The sequence below is a fragment of the Pseudomonas sp. UBA6323 genome (assembly GCF_002439135.1).
In the GTDB taxonomy this organism is placed as follows: Bacteria; Pseudomonadota; Gammaproteobacteria; order Pseudomonadales; family Pseudomonadaceae; genus Aquipseudomonas.
The window spans coordinates 60,920-76,756 of sequence record NZ_DJSX01000002.1 but is presented as its reverse complement, the minus strand read 5'-3'; the positions used below and the strand labels follow the sequence as shown (position 1 = coordinate 76,756).

Genomic DNA, 15,837 nt, shown 5'->3' with positions numbered 1-15,837 from the left:
GCGATGGTAAAGCACGCCCATGGAAAACACCGTATCGAAGCCCTGCAGTTTGGCCGGCAGCTCTTCGAAGGCCAGTGGCAAGTGCCATGCCGGCTGATCCGGCAGGTAGCGTTTCATCGCCAGGAACTGGCAGAGGAACAGCCAGTTGGGGTCAATACCGACCACGCTGTCGGCACCCGCCCCGAGCATGCGCCACATGTAGTAGCCATTGCCGCAGCCGACGTCGAGGATGCGCTTGCCGGCCAGATCCAGATGTGGGGCGACGCGCTGCCATTTCCAGTCCGAGCGCCATTCGGTGTCGATACGCACGCCGAACAATTCGAATGGACCCTTGCGCCAGGGAATCAGCCCCTGCAGGGCCGTTTTCAACTGCGCACGCGTGGCGTCGTCGCAGGCGCCGCCGAAGGCGAAGTGCTGAGCCAGTTCCACCTCGCTCACCGGCAGTTCCGGCAGCGCTTTTACGGCGCCGTACCAGCGCGCCAGATCGCCGTGACCGATGGCCAGCTTGGCATCGAGCTGGCCGGGCAAATCGGCCGCCCAATCCTGCAAAGGGGTGCCGGCCAGTTGCGCCTGCAAAGCGTCGAGGTGCAGATCGCGCATCATGGCAGGGCCACCAGCGAGGCGAAGTTCAGGCACTGGAACCAGGGCACCACCTTGCTGAAGCCGGCGGCGAGCAGACGTTCGCGGTGCTGCTCAAGGCTGTCGGGCAACATCACCTTCTCGATGGCGCTGCGCTTCTGGGCGATTTCCAGCTCGCTGTAGCCGTTGGCGCGCTTGAAGGCGACATGCAGTTCGGTGAGCAGCTCGTGCTCGGCGGCGTCCTCGAAACGCAGCTTCTCTGAAAGGATCAGCGCGCCGCCCGGCAGCAGGGCCTGGCGAACGCGCGTGAGCAATTCCATGCGGCGCTCCGGCGGTATGAACTGCAAGGTGAAGTTGAGTGTGACCAGCGAGGTGGGCTTGAGCGCCAGGGCGAGAATATCCGCCTCGATTACGTCCACCGGCAGCAGCTCCTGGAACATGGCGTCCTGGGCGTGCAGGTACTCGCTGCAGCGCGCGACCATGGCCGGGGAGTTATCCACCGCGATCACCTGGCAGCCATCGACGCGCACATGGCGACGCAGCGCCTGTGTCACCGCGCCGAGCGATGCGCCCAGGTCGTACAGGGTGGTGTGCGGCTGGGCAAACTGGCCGGCGAGCACACCGATGTTCTCGACGATGGTCGGGTAGCCTGGCACCGAGCGCTTGATCATGTCGGGGAAGACCCGCACGACATCCTCGTTGAAGACGAAGTCGGGCACCGTGGACAGGGGCTGGGAGAATAGACGATCGGGTTCTTGGCTCACGGCAGTCGTAACGGGTAGCTGAAAAGCCGGCATCTTAGCAAAAAGACGGCCGCAAGCCCCAGGCTACGAGCTGCATGTGCAGGGCAATTCTTTTACCTCCTAAGGGCGATATTCGCGATGAAATCGCGAATAGAGCGGAGCGCCGTCCGTTCGCTCCGACACCTTTATGCGATTGCCCTGGCTGCCTCAGGCGCTATGGCGCTCGAACGCCGAAGCGGTGATGCCCCACTGGCCGAGCCAGTAGGTGAGGATGATGGCGTAAGGCGCGGCGTCGAAGCTGGCGACGAAGCGGTCAATGCCGATCAGGCTGTCGGACAGCACGAAGAGCGCCGCACCGCCGGCGGCGAGCCAGGTGGAGCGTGGCTGCAGGTCAGGATGGCCAATGCGGGCCAGCGCACGCCAGAGCATCAGGCTGATCGCCGTGGCGTAGCAGGCCACTGGAATCAGCAGCTCGCCCAGTCCGCTGCTGGCCAGTACGGCGAACATCGCACCGCCGGCAATCAGTGCCAGTAGCAGGGCGGCGAGGGCAGGCCGCCGGCTGTCGGAGCAATAGGCGCGCAGGTAGGCCAGGTGCCCGAGCAGAAAGGCGCCAAGGCCGAACACGAACAGATCGCCGGGCCAGTCCAGCAGGAGGTCGCCGGCCATGGAAAACAGCAAGCCGGTGGCGATCCAGCGGCGATAGGTGCCGGCCGGCGCCTGGCGCAACCACAAAAGCAGGGCGAGCACCGGTATGCCTTTGCTCAGCAGGCTGAGCTGAGTGTCGCCGGTGACCCGGCCGTAGAGAAATAGCGCGGCGCCCAGCAGGCCGAGCAGCAACCATTGCATGACATGACTCCCTTCATCATTGGAATGCGCGACTATGCCCAGTGGTCGAATGGCTGCCAATGCAATGGATGCCAAATCGAGGGGCGGATCGTGCCGCCACTCGACGCCGCCAGCGGTATTGGGCAACGTATGCCTTCGTTCAGGAGAAGCGCATGTCGATATCGCCACCGGTCAGCGAACTGATCGAACGCCTATACCGCGAGGAGTCGCGCCGAGTGCTGGCGACCCTGATTCGTCTGCTCGGCGATTTCGACCTGGCCGAGGAGGCGCTGCACGAGGCGTTTCGCAGCGCGGTCGAGCAGTGGCCACAGGACGGCGTACCGGACAATCCACGCGCCTGGCTGGTCTCTGCCGGGCGTTTCAAGGCCATCGACAGCCTGCGTCGGCAGCGCCGCTTCCAGCCGCTGGATGAGCAGGCCGAATTGCCTGACGAGGGTGACGTCGAGGGAGGCGAACTGCTCGAAGACGATCGCCTGCGCCTGATCTTCACCTGCTGCCACCCGGCGCTGGCCAGTGATGCTCAGGTGGCACTGACCCTGCGCGAGGTGTGCGACCTCTCCACCGAGGAGATCGCCCGCGCCTTCCTCTCCAGCCCTGCGACCCTGGCCCAGCGCATCGTGCGGGCCAAGGCGAAGATCCGCGATGCGCGTATCCCTTACGAGGTGCCGGGGCGCAGCGAGCTGCCCGAGCGGTTGGAGGCGGTGTTGCGGGTGGTTTACCTGGTGTTCAACGAAGGCTACTTCGCCAGCTCGGGTGATTCGCTGACCCGCAGCCAGTTGTCCGACGAGGCGATTCGCCTGGGACGCTTGCTGCTGGAGCTGCTGCCCGAGCCAGAGGTGCAGGGGCTGCTGGCGCTGATGCTGTTGCACGAGTCGCGGCGCGCTGCACGTAGCGGCGTTGATGGTGAGGTGATTCTGCTGGAAGATCAGGATCGCAGGCTGTGGAACCGCGAGCTGATCGCCGAAGGCGAGGCGCTGGTGCTGCAGGCCCTGCATTCGCGACGTTTCGGCCCCTACAGCCTGCAGGCGGCGATTGCCGCGGTGCATGCAGAGGCGGCCAGTCTGGAAGAAACCGATTGGGCGCAGATCGTCGGTCTGTATGACGAGTTGCTGCGCTTGAACCCGTCGCCGGTGATCGAACTCAACCGCGCCGTGGCGCTGGCCATGCGCGATGGCGAGCAGGCGGGGTTGGTGGAAATCGACCGACTGCTGGCTGCGGGCGAACTGCAGGGTTACCACCTGGCCCATGCAGCGCGGGCCGATCTGCTGCGCCGGTTGGGCCGACGCGAGCAGGCGATTGCAGCCTACGGTCAGGCCCTGGCGCTGGCGCAACAGGGGCCGGATCGGCAGTTTCTGCAAAAAAGGCTGGACGAGCTGGGCGGGTAACGCTTTTGGTCATAGCCCGGATGCAATCCGGGAGTAAGGTGCCCACCTTTCCCGGATTGCATCCGGGCTACTTCGAGGGACTGTAAGTACGGGGCGCTGCGCAGCGCCCCCTAGGGTTAGCCCGCGACCAATACGCGAATCGCTTCCAGACGCAGGGCAGCCTTGTCGAACATCGCCAGGCTTTGCTCGCGCTGCTCGCGCAGAGCCTCGATCTCGCTGTCGCGTACGCTCGGGTTGACCGCGCGCAGGGCGACCAGGCGGGCCAGTTCCTCGTCCAGTTCGGCGATCAGGCGACGCTTGGCCTCGGCCACGCGCTCGACATGGCGCGGCATGACCTTGGCTTCGGCGTCATTGATCTGCTTGGCCAGCACATCGCGCTGGGCCTGGACGAACTTGTTGGCGCTGGCCCGTGGCACGCTTTCGAGCTGGTCGTTGAGCGTCTCGAAACCGACCTTCGGCGCCAGGTCGTTGCCGTTGGCGTCGAGCAGGCAGCGCAGCGCAGCCGGCGGCAGGAAGCGGCCGAGTTGCAGCTTGCGCGGGCCGACCACTTCGCTGACGTAGAGCAGCTCCAGCAGCACGGTGCCGGGCTTGAGCGCCTTGTTCTTGATCAGCGCCACGGCGGTGTTGCCCATCGAGCCGGACAGCACCAGGTCCATGCCGCCCTGCACCATGGGGTGTTCCCAGGTGAGGAACTGCATGTCCTCGCGGGCCAGGGCCTGCTCGCGATCGTAGGTGACGGTCACCGCCTCGTCGTCGCCCAGGGGGAAGCTGGCATCGAGCATCTTCTCGCTGGGGCGCAGGATCAGGGCGTTGTCGGAGTGGTCTTCGCTGTCGATGCCGAAGGCGTTGAACAGCTCTTCCATGTAGATCGGCAGGGTGAACTGGTCGTCCTGTTCGAGGATGGACTCGACCAGCGCCTCGCCTTCGCCGGCGCCGCCGGAGTTCAGCTCCAGCAGGCGGTCGCGACCGCTGTGCAGTTCGCCTTCGAGGCGAATGCGTTCGGCGGTGGCTTCGTCCACCAGTTGCTGCCACTGGCCGTCGTCGGCGTTCTCCAGCATCGGCAGCAGGCGTGGGCCGAACTGATGTTGCAGGGCGTTGCCGGTGGGGCAGGTGGCGAGGAAGGCATTGAGCGCCTGGTGGTACCACTGGAACAGGCGCTCTTGCGGACTGTTCTCCAGATACGGCACGTGCAGCTGGATGCGGTGTTTCTGGCCGATACGGTCGAGACGGCCGATGCGCTGCTCGAGCAGGTCCGGGTGCGCCGGCAGGTCGAACAGCACCAGGTGATGCGCGAACTGGAAGTTGCGGCCCTCGGAGCCGATTTCCGAGCAGATCAGCACCTGGGCACCGAATTCTTCGTCGGCGAAGTAGGCCGCCGCGCGGTCGCGCTCGAGGATGCTCATGCCTTCATGGAACACCGTGGCCGGGATGCCGGAGCGCACGCGCAGGGCGTCTTCCAGGTCCAGTGCGGTTTCGGCGTGGGCGCAGATCACCAGCACCTTGAATTTCTTCAGCATCTTCAGGGTGTCGATCAGCCACTCGACGCGCGGGTCGATGCGCCACCAGCGTTGCTCGTCGTCGACTTCTTCCTGCGCCTGATAGCTGACTTCCGGGTACAGCTCGGCGTGCTCACCGACCGGCAGCTCCAGGTATTCGTCCGGGCTCGGCAGCGGGTAGGAGTGCAGCTCGCGCTCGGGGAAGCCCTGTACGGCGGCGCGGGTGTTACGGAACAGCAGGCGGCCGGTGCCGTGGCGATCCAGCAGTTCGCGTACCAGGCGTGCGCGCGCTTGTTCGTCGCCGCCATCGATGGCGTCCAGCAGCTCACGGCCTTCATCACCAAGGAAGCCGCCGATGGCATCGCGGGCCTGGGCGCTGAGCTTGCCCTGGTCCAGCAGCTCCTGCACGGCTTCGGCGACCGGGCGGTACTGGCTGCTTTCGGCGCGGAAGGCTTGCAGGTCATGGAAACGGGCCGGGTCGAGCAGGCGCAGGCGGGCGAAGTGACTGTCCTGGCCGAGCTGTTCCGGGGTGGCAGTGAGCAGCAGTACGCCGGGGATGACCTCGGCCAGTTGCTCGACCAGCGAATATTCAGCGCTAGCCTGTTCCGGGTGCCAGACCAGGTGGTGGGCTTCGTCGACCACCAGCAGGTCCCAGCCGGCAGCGAACAGCGCGTCCTGGGCTTTCTCGTCGTCCTTCAGCCACTCCAGGGCGACCAGCGCCAGCTGGCAATCCTCGAAGGGGTTGCTGGCGTCGCTCTCCATGAAACGCTCGGCGTCGAACAGCGCGACGTCGAGGTTGAAGCGCCGGCGCATCTCCACCAGCCACTGGTGCTGCAGGTTTTCCGGGACCAGGATCAGCACGCGGCTGGCACGACCGGAAAGCAACTGGCGATGGATTACCAGGCCGGCTTCGATGGTCTTGCCCAGGCCCACTTCGTCGGCCAGCAGCACGCGCGGGGCGATGCGGTCGGCCACTTCGCGGGCGATGTGCAACTGGTGGGCGATCGGTTGCGCGCGCGCGCCACCCAGGCCCCACAGCGACGACTGCAGCAGGCGGCTGTTGTGCTCCAGGCTGTGGTAGCGCAGGGCAAACCAGGACAGCGGGTCGATCTGGCCGGCGAACAGGCGGTCGCTGGCCAGGCGGAACTGGATGAAGTTCGACAGCTGGGTTTCCGGCAGGGTGACCGGCTGATGCTGGGCATTGAGGCCGTGGTAGACCAGCAGGCCGTCGATGTCCTCGACTTCCTGTACGGTGAGCTTCCAACCCTCGAAATGGGTGATCTCGTCACCCGGGGCGAAGCGCACACGGGTCAGCGGAGCATTGCGCGTGGCGTATTGACGGGTTTCGCCGGTGGCCGGGTAGAGCACGGTGAGCAGGCGGCCTTCCTCGGCGAGGATGGTTCCCAGACCCAATTCCGCTTCGCTGTCACTGATCCAGCGTTGCCCCGGTTGATACTGCGCCATGCCTGTCTCCCGCGTGAAAAAGCCGGCTATGGTAACGGATGCCGAACCATGGCTAAAGCGGTCGTGGCACTATCGTCGCATCCGTTAGTCGAAAGTGTAGTGAGCACGCCCTCAAGTAGCGTTTCGCGGGGCCGACAGCCTGACCAAAGGAGGTGCTGTTGCATGCTGCCACCGATTCCCCAAGGCCTGGTGCCGGTCACGGCCACGCAGGACGTGATCAAGCCCAAGCCCGAGATTCCTCCGGTGACCCCGGTCGAGCAGAGCGCCAAGGAAAGTGCGCTGAGCCTGGATAAGCGGCACCCGCAGGAAACCGAGGAGTTGCTGCGTGATGAGCAGCGCCGCCGCCAGCGGCGTGGCTACACCCCGGAACAGTTGGCCGAGGCCGAGCCGGAAGAGGTGGAGCAGGCGCTGGGGGATTTGCCCCGACAAGGGCTGTGGGTGGATGTTGAAGTCTGAGACACTCTTTTATTCTCGTTGATATAGACCGTCATGCTGTTCGCTGATCCCTTGCCTGCCATCGCCGATGCCGAGCTGGACTATCTGCCCGGCTGGGTGGACGCCGCTGTGGCTGACAACTGGTTAGACGCGCTGGTCGAGCAAACGCCCTGGCAGCAGCCGGAACTGTTCATTCACGGACGCTACCACCGCACGCCACGGCTGACCGCCTGGTACGGCGATACCGAGGCGCGTTATCGCTATTCCGGCAAGCTGCATGAGCCTATGCCCTGGACGCTGCTGCTGGACGAGATTCGTCAGCGGGTCGCGGACGAGGTCGGGCAGCCCCTCAATGCCGTGCTGCTCAACTACTACCGCGACGGCCAGGACTCCATGGGCTGGCACAGCGATGCCGAGCCGGAGCTGGGCCGTGATCCGCTGATCGCCTCGCTCAACCTGGGCGGCAGCCGACGTTTCGACCTGCGCCGTGTTGGCAGCACGCGCATCGAACATTCACTGACGTTGGAACACGCTTCGCTACTGGTCATGCGCGGGCCGACCCAGCATCATTGGCAACATCAAGTGGCGAAGACGCGCCAAGCCTGCGCGCCACGCCTGAATCTGACCTTTCGCCTGATCCGGTTTCCGCTATGAGCAATGACGACAAGCTGATCGACTTCGCCGCCGAGCGCGACAAGCGTATCCATGACCTCAACGACAAGCGCCTCAACGAAATGCGCCAGGTCTTCGAGCAGGTGTTGCCGCTGGGCAAGGCCAGGAAGAAGTCCAAGAGCAAGCCCAAGAAACGCTGAAAGCGCCCCCGATCTTCCCGCTGCGCACTCCGTTGTGCAGCGTTTCCCGCCTCGACCCCCCTCGATTTCTTGACCTGGGTCAGTATTCCCTCAAGCCCGGTCACGCCTGCTCCTGAGCCATTGATCCAGGTCAATTTTCCTGCCGCCAGCGCTGATAACGTGAAGCCATCCCAGACAGACAGGCACAACAGGAGGCAGCCATGTTCGTCGATACAGTGGTTCTCGCCGGAGTCGGCACCGTTCTTCTGATGGTCGCGTTCTTCGGGGGTGTTGGTTACTTCATCTGGAAGGATGCGCACAAGCGCAAGCAGAGCTGATCCTTCCAGTTCACAGGGCACGCAAGGCAATTCGGGCGACTTCGGTCGCCCTTTTTTTGCTCGCGTTCTGGCGGGCTGAACGAATTGAACCTCTGGACAGATATAGTTAGCTAGCTAATAATTGAATTTCGCATGGAGGCGGAACCCAATCGCTACAGCTATGTTCAGAGCTGAGATTTCTTCAGGTAGCCATCGTGCGTGACTCCTTGCTGGTGTTCCTTGCACCAAGCCCGCAAGCCTTTCAATTCGCCATCAAGACCCTTCTCGGCGGTGGTCTGGCGCTGTGGTGCGCGCTGCGTTTCGGCCTGGAGCAACCGCAGTGGGCCTTGATGACTGCATTCATCGTTGCCCAGCCGCTATCCGGCATGGTGGTGCAGAAAGGCCTGGCGCGCCTGCTCGGCACGCTGGTTGGCACCTTCATGGCCGTGGTGATGATGGGGCTGTTCGCCCAGGCGCCACTGCTGTTCGTGCTGGCCTTCGCCCTGTGGCTGGCGCTGTGCACGGCGGCCTCGACCATGTTGCGCAGCGCCTGGTCGTACTCCTTCGTACTGGCCGGCTACACCGTCGCGATCATCGCCTTGCCGGCCATCGGTAAGCCGCATGTGGTGTTCGACGAGGCCATCGCCCGCTGCACGGAAATCTGCCTGGGCATCATCTGCGCCACCCTGAGCAGCGCCTTGCTCTGGCCGCAGCGGGTCGAGCGGCAGCTGGCGCAGCAGGCACGTAATGCCTGGCAGGCCGGGGTGGCAGCTTCGCGACAGGCGCTGGCCGGTGAGGCCGACTCGCGGCAGGGGTTGCTGGAAGTGCTGGCGCGTATCGTCGCCGTGGATGCCCAGCGTGAACATGCCTGGTTCGAGGGCGCTCGCGGTCGCCAGCGCGCCGTGGCGTTGCGGGTGCTGAGTCGCGATCTGCTCGGTATGTTGCGCCTAGCCCGCGGAGTCGCACGGCAGTGGCGACAGCTGGGCAGCACCGAGGCGCAGGCCGTTGCGCCCTGGTTGCAGGTGGTAGACGAGCGCCTGCAGCAGGCGCAACCGACAGGTTTGCCGGAGTTGGTCGAGCAACTGCGCCAGGCCGTGCAGGACGAAGAACTCAGCAGTGGCCAGCAACTGTGTTTGGAGCGGCTGATGGTGCTGCTGCTGCGTGTTGAGGACGCCAACCTTGCCTTGCTGGCAGTCGAAGAGGGCAGGGCGCCGGCCGATGCGCCGCGCGCTCTGTCCTGGCATTACGACTGGCAGAGCGCGCTGGTGTATGGCTCGCGTAGCGCGCTGACCTTCCTGACCCTGGCGGCCTTCTGGCTGGCCACTGGCTGGACCCACGCCATCAGCGCGTTGCTCCTGGCCTGCGTGGTGTGCAGTTTGTTCGCCCGGCTCGAAGCCGCGCCGCAGATCGGCATGATGTTCCTGCGCGGCATCCTCTACGCGTTGCCGGTGGCGTTTTTCGTCGGGCAGATTCTCATGCCGCAGATCGACGGTTTCGTGATGCTTTGCATGGTCTTGGGCGTGCCGCTGTTCTTCGGCGTGCTGGGCATGGCCAAGCCGGCGACGGCGGCGACCTCGACCTCGTTCTGCCTGCACTTCATCGTTCTGTGCCTGCCGGCGCCGGGTGTCGGCTATGACGTCGCCTATTTCCTCAATGAGGCGCCGGGGATGCTTATGGGTGTCGGTTGTGCGGTGATGGCCTTCAAGCTGGTGGTGCTGCGCAATCCGGTCTGGCATGGGCGGCGCCTGATGCAGGCGATCCTGGCCGATCTCGGACGCCTCACTCGTCGCGACCTGGGCCGCGCCGAAAACTGGTTCGGCGGGCGCATGGCCGACCGTCTGCTGCAGCTGGCGCGGCACTATCCGGCGCGGCCGGACCAGGCGCGCAGCCGCTGGGACGATGGCGTCGCCGGTCTCGACCTGGGCGACGAGCTGCTGCACCTGCGCAAGTGCCTGGTCAATGCAGATGCCGGTTTGGCACGGTCGCAGCAGCGCTTCCTGGAGCGCCTCGATGACGCGCTGGAGCGTGGTCCCGCACCGGGCCGTGAAGACGATCTGAACGCGCCGGTGGCCGAACTGCAGGAAGCCCTGCGCGCCTGCACGCCGAGCATCGACAAGCGTCTGGCCGAAGCGGCGCTGTTGCAATTGCAAAACGGCTGGAGCCACTGGTGTCAGCTCCGAGGAGAGGCTAATGGGTTTACATGAATGGTCGCTGGGCGGCGTGTTACTGAGCCCAATGGCGATCTACGCGGTATTGGCGTTGCTGCTGACCGGCGTGTTGCGCCTGGGCCTGCAGCGCGTCGGGCTGTCGCGCTGGATCTGGCACGAAGCCCTGTTCGATTGTGCCCTGTATGTCTGCGTGCTGGCGGCGTTGATGGCCGTCCTGGCGATTTGAAAGCTTGCCAGCACCTGCTGCGCGTCGGCCCTGCGGCGTTAAAAACAGGGTCGGCAAGCCGCTTGCGGCTAACGCACTTCAGTGCGGCCCCGAAGGGGCGAGCGCAGCGAGTAATGCTCATTTACAAACTCGTAAACTCCGCGTCCTCGCCTGTTTTTGCCTTGCATGGCTCTAGCTCGCAAGATGCTGAACAAGCTTTGCGGAGACATTGAAGGAGTGCGACATGCGTTCGACCATCCGCGTCGGCATCACCTTGGCCATGGTAGTGGCGGCGATCTTTGCCGGCTCTTGGATCTGGCAGCACTACATGTATTCGCCCTGGACCCGCGACGCCCGCGTGCGCACCGATGTGGTGACCATCGCCCCGGACGTGTCCGGCTGGGTGGTCGAGCTCAAGGTGCGCGACAACCAGCAGGTCAAGGCGGGCGATCTGTTGATGAGCATCGACCGTGATCGCTATCAGGCGGCGGTGGATAAAGCCAAGGCGGTGGTGGACATTCGCCGCCAGCAGTTGAGCCTGCGCGAGCACGAGGCTTCGCGTCGCTCTCGGCTGGGCGCCCAGGCGATCAGCGCCGAGCTGCTGGAGAACGCGCAGATCAATGCCGAGATGGCGCGTGGCGAGTACCGTCAGGCGCAGGCCGATCTGCGTGTGGCCGAGCTGAACCTGGCGCGCAGCGAAGTGCATGCCCCGCGCGACGGGCAGATCACCAACCTGGTGCTGGCCCAGGGCAACTATGTGAATGCCGGGCAGGCGGTGATGGCGCTGGTCGATACCCAGTCGTTCTACGTGCAGGCCTATTTCGAGGAAACCAAGCTGCCGCGCATACAGGTCGGCGCGCCGGTGGAGGTTTGGCTGATGGGCGGGGACCAGCAGATTCGCGGCGAGGTGGAGAGCATCAGCCGCGGCATCACCGACCGCAATGTCAGCCCGGACGGGCAACTGCTGGCCGATGTCGAGCCGACCTTCAACTGGGTTCGCCTGGCGCAGCGCATTCCGGTGCGCATCAAACTCGATCAGGTGCCCGAGGGCATGCTGCTAAGCGCCGGCATGACTGCCAGCGTGCGGGTGGAGTAGGGCTTTTTCGCAGTTGTAGGAGCGGCTTCAGCCGCGAGCGCTTCAAGCGTAATCGCGGCTGAAGCCGCTCCCACGGCCGCTGTTCGCATGAGGACTATCGTGTTTGCTCTTCTGCCGTTTATGGGGGATCAAACTGGATGATGTGCCCAAGGGATGGCTTGAGCGACGACTGACCCCAGCATGCGGAAGAAATAGGGCGTGTAGGAGCGGCTTCAGCCGCGATCCTTTTGGAGGCTGTCGCGGCTAAAGCCCCTCCCACGTTTCAGTTCGTAGGGTAGACAACGCGAAGCTTGTCCACCGCTTGGACTGGCATAATGGTGGATGAAAAAAGCGTCATCCACCCTACAACTAAAGCCCCTCCCACATTTGGGCGTCAGCCGCGCTCGATGCTGGCCGGCGTGCGGCGCATCAGCACCTTGCCGTGGCGTACCGACACCAGTGCATGGCCCTGGCTGCGCACCATCTCGTAATCGTCCGGCGCCGAGAGGATCAGCAGGTTGGCTGGGCGACCCACTTCCAGACCGTAACGCTCACCGAGGTTCAGGGCACGCGCCGAGTTGTCGGTGATCAGATCCAGGCTGCGCTTGAGGTCTTCATAGCCAAGCATGTGGCAGATATGCAGGCCGGCTTCGAGGATGCGCAGGATGTTGCCGTTGCCCAGCGGATACCAGGGATCGACGATGGAATCCTGGCCGAAGCAGACGTTCATCCCGGCACGGTCGATTTCCGCCACGCGGGTCAGGCCGCGGCGTTTCGGGTAGGTGTCGAAGCGGCCCTGCAGGTGGATGCTCTCGGTGGGGCAGGAGATGAAGCTGATGCCGCTCATCTTCAGCAGGCGGAACAGCTTGGAGCAGTAGGCGTTGTCGTAGGAGCCCATGGCCGTGGTGTGGCTGGCGGTGACCCGCGCGCCCATGCCACGCACGCGAGCTTCTTCGGCCAGCACTTCGAGAAAGCGCGACTGCGGGTCGTCGGTTTCGTCGCAGTGCACGTCCACCAGGCAGCCGCTGCGCTCGGCCAGGTCCATGAGGAACTTGATCGACGACACGCCCTGGTCACGGGTGTTCTCGAAGTGCGGGATGCCGCCAATCACGTCTGCGCCCAGTTCTATGGCCTGTTCCATCAGCGCGCGTCCGTTTGCGTAGGACTCGATGCCCTCCTGCGGGAAGGCGACGATCTGCAAGTCGATCAGGTGGCGGGTTTCCTCGCGCACTTCGAGCATGGCCTTGAGCGCGGCCAGTGTTGGGTCGGTGACGTCGACGTGGGTGCGTACGTGCTGGATGCCATGGTCGACCAGCATGTCGATGGTTTTCTTGGCGCGGGTCTTGGTGTCTTCATGGGTGACCAGCGCCTTGCGCTCGGCCCAGCGCTCGATGCCTTCGAACAGCGTGCCGCTCATGTTCCAGGCCGGCTCGCCGGCGGTGAGGGTGGCGTCGAGGTGGATGTGCGGCTCGACGAAGGGCGGCACGACCATGTTACCGGCAGCGTCGAGGTCGCCGTCGGCGATGGGATGCAGGGCATGCTGGGCGTCGATGGCAGCGATGCGCTCGCCGTCCAGGGTGATGCGGTGCAGGCCGTCGCGGCCGCGCAGGCGGGCATTGTGGATGATCATCAGGTTTCCTCTCAGGCAGGCGACGACAGGCGCCGGATCAACAGCGCGACGCTGATGTTCAGGCGGTCGTGCGGGTCTTCGAATGAGCAGCCGGTCAGCGCTTCGATGCGCTGCAGGCGGTAGCTCAGGGTATTGCGGTGAACGTTCAGGCGCTGCGCGGCCAGGGCCAGGTTGCTGTTCTCGGCGAACCAGGCTTCCAGGGTCGGCATCAGCACCGGTTGGTGGCGCGAGTCATCGCCGATCAGCGCGCCGAGCACGCGCTCGACGAAGCGGTCGAGCAGGCTGCGGTCGCGGATCGCACCGAGCAGTTCCAGCACGCCCAGCTCATTGAAACTGCACAGGCCCAGACGCTCGGGAAAACGCTGCGCCACGCTCAAGGCCTGGCGTGCTTCACCCAAACCCTGGGCGAAACGTGGCGCATCGCAGCCAGCGCTGCCCAGGCCGAGGAACAGCCGTAGCGGGCCGAGTTGCGGGCGTAGCTCATCGAGCAGCAAGGTCATGGCCTGGCGATTGCGCGCTTCGGCCTGGGCATCGGGGCAGGGCAGCAAGGCGATCCAGTGACGGCCCTGGCTGACCAGCGGCAACGCGTCACCCAGCTCGCCCAGGCTCTGCTCCAGGCGCCGTTGCAGCAGTTGCTGGCGGCTCTGTAGTTGGCGCTCGGCGTCTTCGCCTGGCAGGTCGCCGAACAGTTGCTCGCTGCCGTCGAGACGCAGCAGCGCCACCTGACGCGGCACATGCAGCGCCAGGCCGAGGCTGTCGCCGCGTTGCAGCAGGATGTCGAGTGACTGGTAATCGCCATCGAGCACCTGTTCCAGCACGTGCTGGCGCGAGCGGCCGAGTTGCTGTGCGTGAACCAGTGCGGTGCCGATGGCCTGGGTAACCACCACCATCTTCAGCGCGTAGGGCTGCTCGATCAGCGGCAGGTTCAGTCGCTCGGCTTCTGCGATGACGCTGGGCGCGATAGCCTGGATGAACTCGGCACCGGTGAGGATGACCAGGCCGGCGACCACGCGCTCATGGCCTTCGCGCACCAGGCGCAGCAGGTTGGCTTCGTCACGCGGGTGGTTGATGCCGGTAACGAAGATGAGCTCGCCGCCCATCACCCAGTCGGCGATACCTTCGTTCTCGGCCACGTAGGGCCAGCGCACGGCATTGTCGCGTCCGGCCTGGCCGGCACGCAGGCGCATGCTGTCCAGGCCGGGCAGGGCGAGTATGTCGGCGACGGTCAGACTCACGCGCCGGCGACCTGCTGGCGGCCGGCCAGGGCCTTGTTCAGCTCGAACAGCACGACATAGGCAGCAGCTGCCACGGCGATGCCTACCAGCGGCGCGACCCAGGGCGAGAAGTAGGCGCTCAGTGCACCGATCAGGTAGGCGCCCAGGCCGACCCAGTTGAATGCCGGCAGGTGTGCATCGGCCAGTTTCGGGTAGCGCGCACGGTGGCCGTAAAAATAGTCGGCCATGATCACCCCGCCAATCGGTGGGATGACCGAGCCGAGTAGGATCAGGAAGGGAATCAGCATCTCGTACATGCCGCCGATGGCCAGCAGCGTGCCGATGCCAGCGCCGACCAGGGTCACGGTCTTGCGCTTGCCGGTGCGCAGCAGGTTGCAGCCGGCTGCGGCGAAGTTGTAGATGGTGTTGTCCTGTGTGGTCCAGAGGTTGAGAAAGAGCATGACCACGGCGGCCATGGACAGCCCCTGCAGCACCAGCACTTCGACCACATCGGGTTGCTGGTAGACGATGGCGCCATAGGCCCCGGCGATGATCATCAGGCCGTTGCCGATAAAGAAGCCGAGCAGGCTGGCTAGCACCGCAACGCGGCCGCTCTTGGCGAAACGCGTCCAGTTGGTGGCCTGGGTGGCGCCGCTGACGAAGGTACCGAACACCAGGGTGATGGCCACGCTCAGGCTCATGCTCTCCCTGGGCTCGACCGCCAGCAGGCCGGCGAGGCCGCCGATATCGCGGGTGGCGATCCACAGCGAGGCGACCAGTAGCACCAGCATGGCCGGTACGGCGACGCGCGAGAGCAGATCCAGGCCCTTGTAGCCGACGAAGGCGGTGAGACAGAAGCCGAAGCCGAACAGCACCATCAGCGGGATGGTCAGGCCTTCGGGCAGGCCGAGAATCTTCACCAGGACGATGGCGACGGTCGCCGTACCCCAGGCGTACCAGCCGATCTGGGTGAAGCCCAGGAGCACGTCGGACAGCTTGCTGCCCACCTCGCCGAAGCAGAAACGGCCCATCAGCACGGAGTTCAAGCCGCTGCGGCAGGCGATCAGGCCCAGCACGGCGGCGTACAGGCCGAGCAGCAGGTTGCCGATCACCGCAGCCCAGAGCAGGGTGGTGAAGTCGAAAGCCATGCCGATCTTGCCGCCGGCGAACATGGTGGCGGTGAAGAAGGTGAAACCGAATAGCAGGATGGCGGTGGAGAACAGTCCCTTGCGCGCGCCGTTGGGCACCTCGCTCAGGGGGTAATCGCTATCGGGGGTGGCACTGCTCATGGGCCTGGCTCCGGTTGAGGTGATGAAGCCTTGGCGATAGCAGGGGACGTGCCAGAGTGGCAGGTGCGTTGGGTTTGGTCTGCTCGTCAAAAAGCTTTGTGCTGTTTGCACAAATAAATGCCTTTTTTGAAGCATATTTCTACATTTGCGTTGTGAGCATAGAACAAAAGTGGTGCGCGCCAGAGCTGTCGCGCACCAGC

15 protein-coding genes (1 of these 15 running past the window's edge) are annotated in these 15,837 nt (G+C 64.8%); 8 read left to right on the top strand and 7 right to left on the bottom strand.

Translation table 11 applies throughout. The features are described from left to right. From cmoB to B3P22_RS00515, 3 genes are all read right to left on the bottom strand, one after another. On the bottom strand, positions 1-603 hold the 5' portion of the coding sequence (cmoB, locus tag B3P22_RS00525; protein WP_296269461.1) for a tRNA 5-methoxyuridine(34)/uridine 5-oxyacetic acid(34) synthase CmoB. The gene continues 252 nt to the left of window position 1, outside the view; the window shows 603 of its 855 coding nt (coding positions 1-603); its start codon is at positions 601-603; its stop codon lies beyond the left edge, outside the window. Continuing rightward, positions 600-1,376, bottom strand: a complete 777-nt coding sequence (gene cmoA, locus B3P22_RS00520) for a carboxy-S-adenosyl-L-methionine synthase CmoA (protein WP_296269460.1) — start codon at positions 1,374-1,376, stop codon at positions 600-602. The genes cmoB and cmoA overlap by 4 nt, the downstream gene beginning before the upstream one ends. A gap of 153 nt (positions 1,377-1,529) precedes the next feature. Continuing rightward, a complete protein-coding gene (locus tag B3P22_RS00515) occupies positions 1,530-2,168 on the bottom strand; it encodes a lysoplasmalogenase (protein ID WP_296269459.1) in 639 nt (212 codons plus the stop codon). A 152-nt stretch (positions 2,169-2,320) separates the two neighbouring features. Here B3P22_RS00515 and B3P22_RS00510 point away from each other — a divergent pair, with 152 nt between their 5' ends. Further along, positions 2,321-3,553 (top strand): RNA polymerase sigma factor, encoded by a 1,233-nt coding sequence (locus B3P22_RS00510; protein WP_197856027.1) that lies wholly within the window; start codon positions 2,321-2,323, stop codon positions 3,551-3,553. 116 nt (positions 3,554-3,669) lie between these two features. Here the strand turns inward: B3P22_RS00510 and rapA are convergent, their stop codons facing one another. Further along, positions 3,670-6,513: an RNA polymerase-associated protein RapA gene (gene rapA, locus B3P22_RS00505; RefSeq protein ID WP_296269458.1), complete on the bottom strand. Its 2,844-nt coding sequence runs from the start codon at positions 6,511-6,513 to the stop codon at positions 3,670-3,672. Between the two features lie 162 nt (positions 6,514-6,675). Between rapA and B3P22_RS00500 the strand changes: the two genes are divergently transcribed. The 7 genes from B3P22_RS00500 (at position 6,676) to B3P22_RS00470 (ending at position 11,525) form a co-directional block, all read left to right on the top strand. Continuing rightward, the gene (locus B3P22_RS00500; protein ID WP_197856025.1) at positions 6,676-6,969 is read left to right on the top strand and encodes an aspartate-semialdehyde dehydrogenase; all 294 of its coding nucleotides are present in this window, start codon (positions 6,676-6,678) and stop codon (positions 6,967-6,969) included. A gap of 33 nt (positions 6,970-7,002) precedes the next feature. Next, positions 7,003-7,602: an alpha-ketoglutarate-dependent dioxygenase AlkB family protein gene (locus tag B3P22_RS00495; RefSeq protein WP_296269457.1), complete on the top strand. Its 600-nt coding sequence runs from the start codon at positions 7,003-7,005 to the stop codon at positions 7,600-7,602. Further along, entirely contained in the window at positions 7,599-7,760 is a 162-nt protein-coding gene (locus tag B3P22_RS00490; RefSeq protein ID WP_197856023.1) for a hypothetical protein, read from the top strand. Before B3P22_RS00495 ends, B3P22_RS00490 begins: the two co-directional genes overlap by 4 nt. 200 nt (positions 7,761-7,960) lie before the next feature. Then, entirely contained in the window at positions 7,961-8,077 is a 117-nt protein-coding gene (ccoM, locus tag B3P22_RS00485; RefSeq protein ID WP_017361612.1) for a cytochrome c oxidase subunit CcoM, read from the top strand. Positions 8,078-8,271: 194 nt separating this feature from the next. Beyond that, entirely contained in the window at positions 8,272-10,260 is a 1,989-nt protein-coding gene (locus B3P22_RS00480; protein ID WP_296269456.1) for an FUSC family protein, read from the top strand. Then, on the top strand, positions 10,247-10,450 hold the full coding sequence (locus B3P22_RS00475; RefSeq protein WP_296269455.1) for a DUF1656 domain-containing protein: 204 nt from the start codon (positions 10,247-10,249) through the stop codon (positions 10,448-10,450). Before B3P22_RS00480 ends, B3P22_RS00475 begins: the two co-directional genes overlap by 14 nt. 223 nt (positions 10,451-10,673) lie before the next feature. Beyond that, positions 10,674-11,525, top strand: coding sequence for an HlyD family secretion protein (locus tag B3P22_RS00470; protein ID WP_296269454.1), 852 nt, complete (start codon positions 10,674-10,676; stop codon positions 11,523-11,525). Between the two features lie 373 nt (positions 11,526-11,898). Here B3P22_RS00470 and codA read toward each other — a convergent pair whose 3' ends face one another. The 3 genes from codA to codB are packed head-to-tail and all read right to left on the bottom strand — an operon-like array spanning position 11,899 to position 15,637. Continuing rightward, entirely contained in the window at positions 11,899-13,134 is a 1,236-nt protein-coding gene (codA, locus tag B3P22_RS00465) for a cytosine deaminase (RefSeq protein ID WP_296269453.1), read from the bottom strand. Positions 13,135-13,145: 11 nt separating this feature from the next. Further along, entirely contained in the window at positions 13,146-14,369 is a 1,224-nt protein-coding gene (locus tag B3P22_RS00460; protein WP_296269452.1) for a PucR family transcriptional regulator, read from the bottom strand. Beyond that, entirely contained in the window at positions 14,366-15,637 is a 1,272-nt protein-coding gene (gene codB, locus B3P22_RS00455; protein WP_296269451.1) for a cytosine permease, read from the bottom strand. The genes B3P22_RS00460 and codB overlap by 4 nt, the downstream gene beginning before the upstream one ends. Between the last annotated feature and the right edge of the window lie 200 nt (positions 15,638-15,837).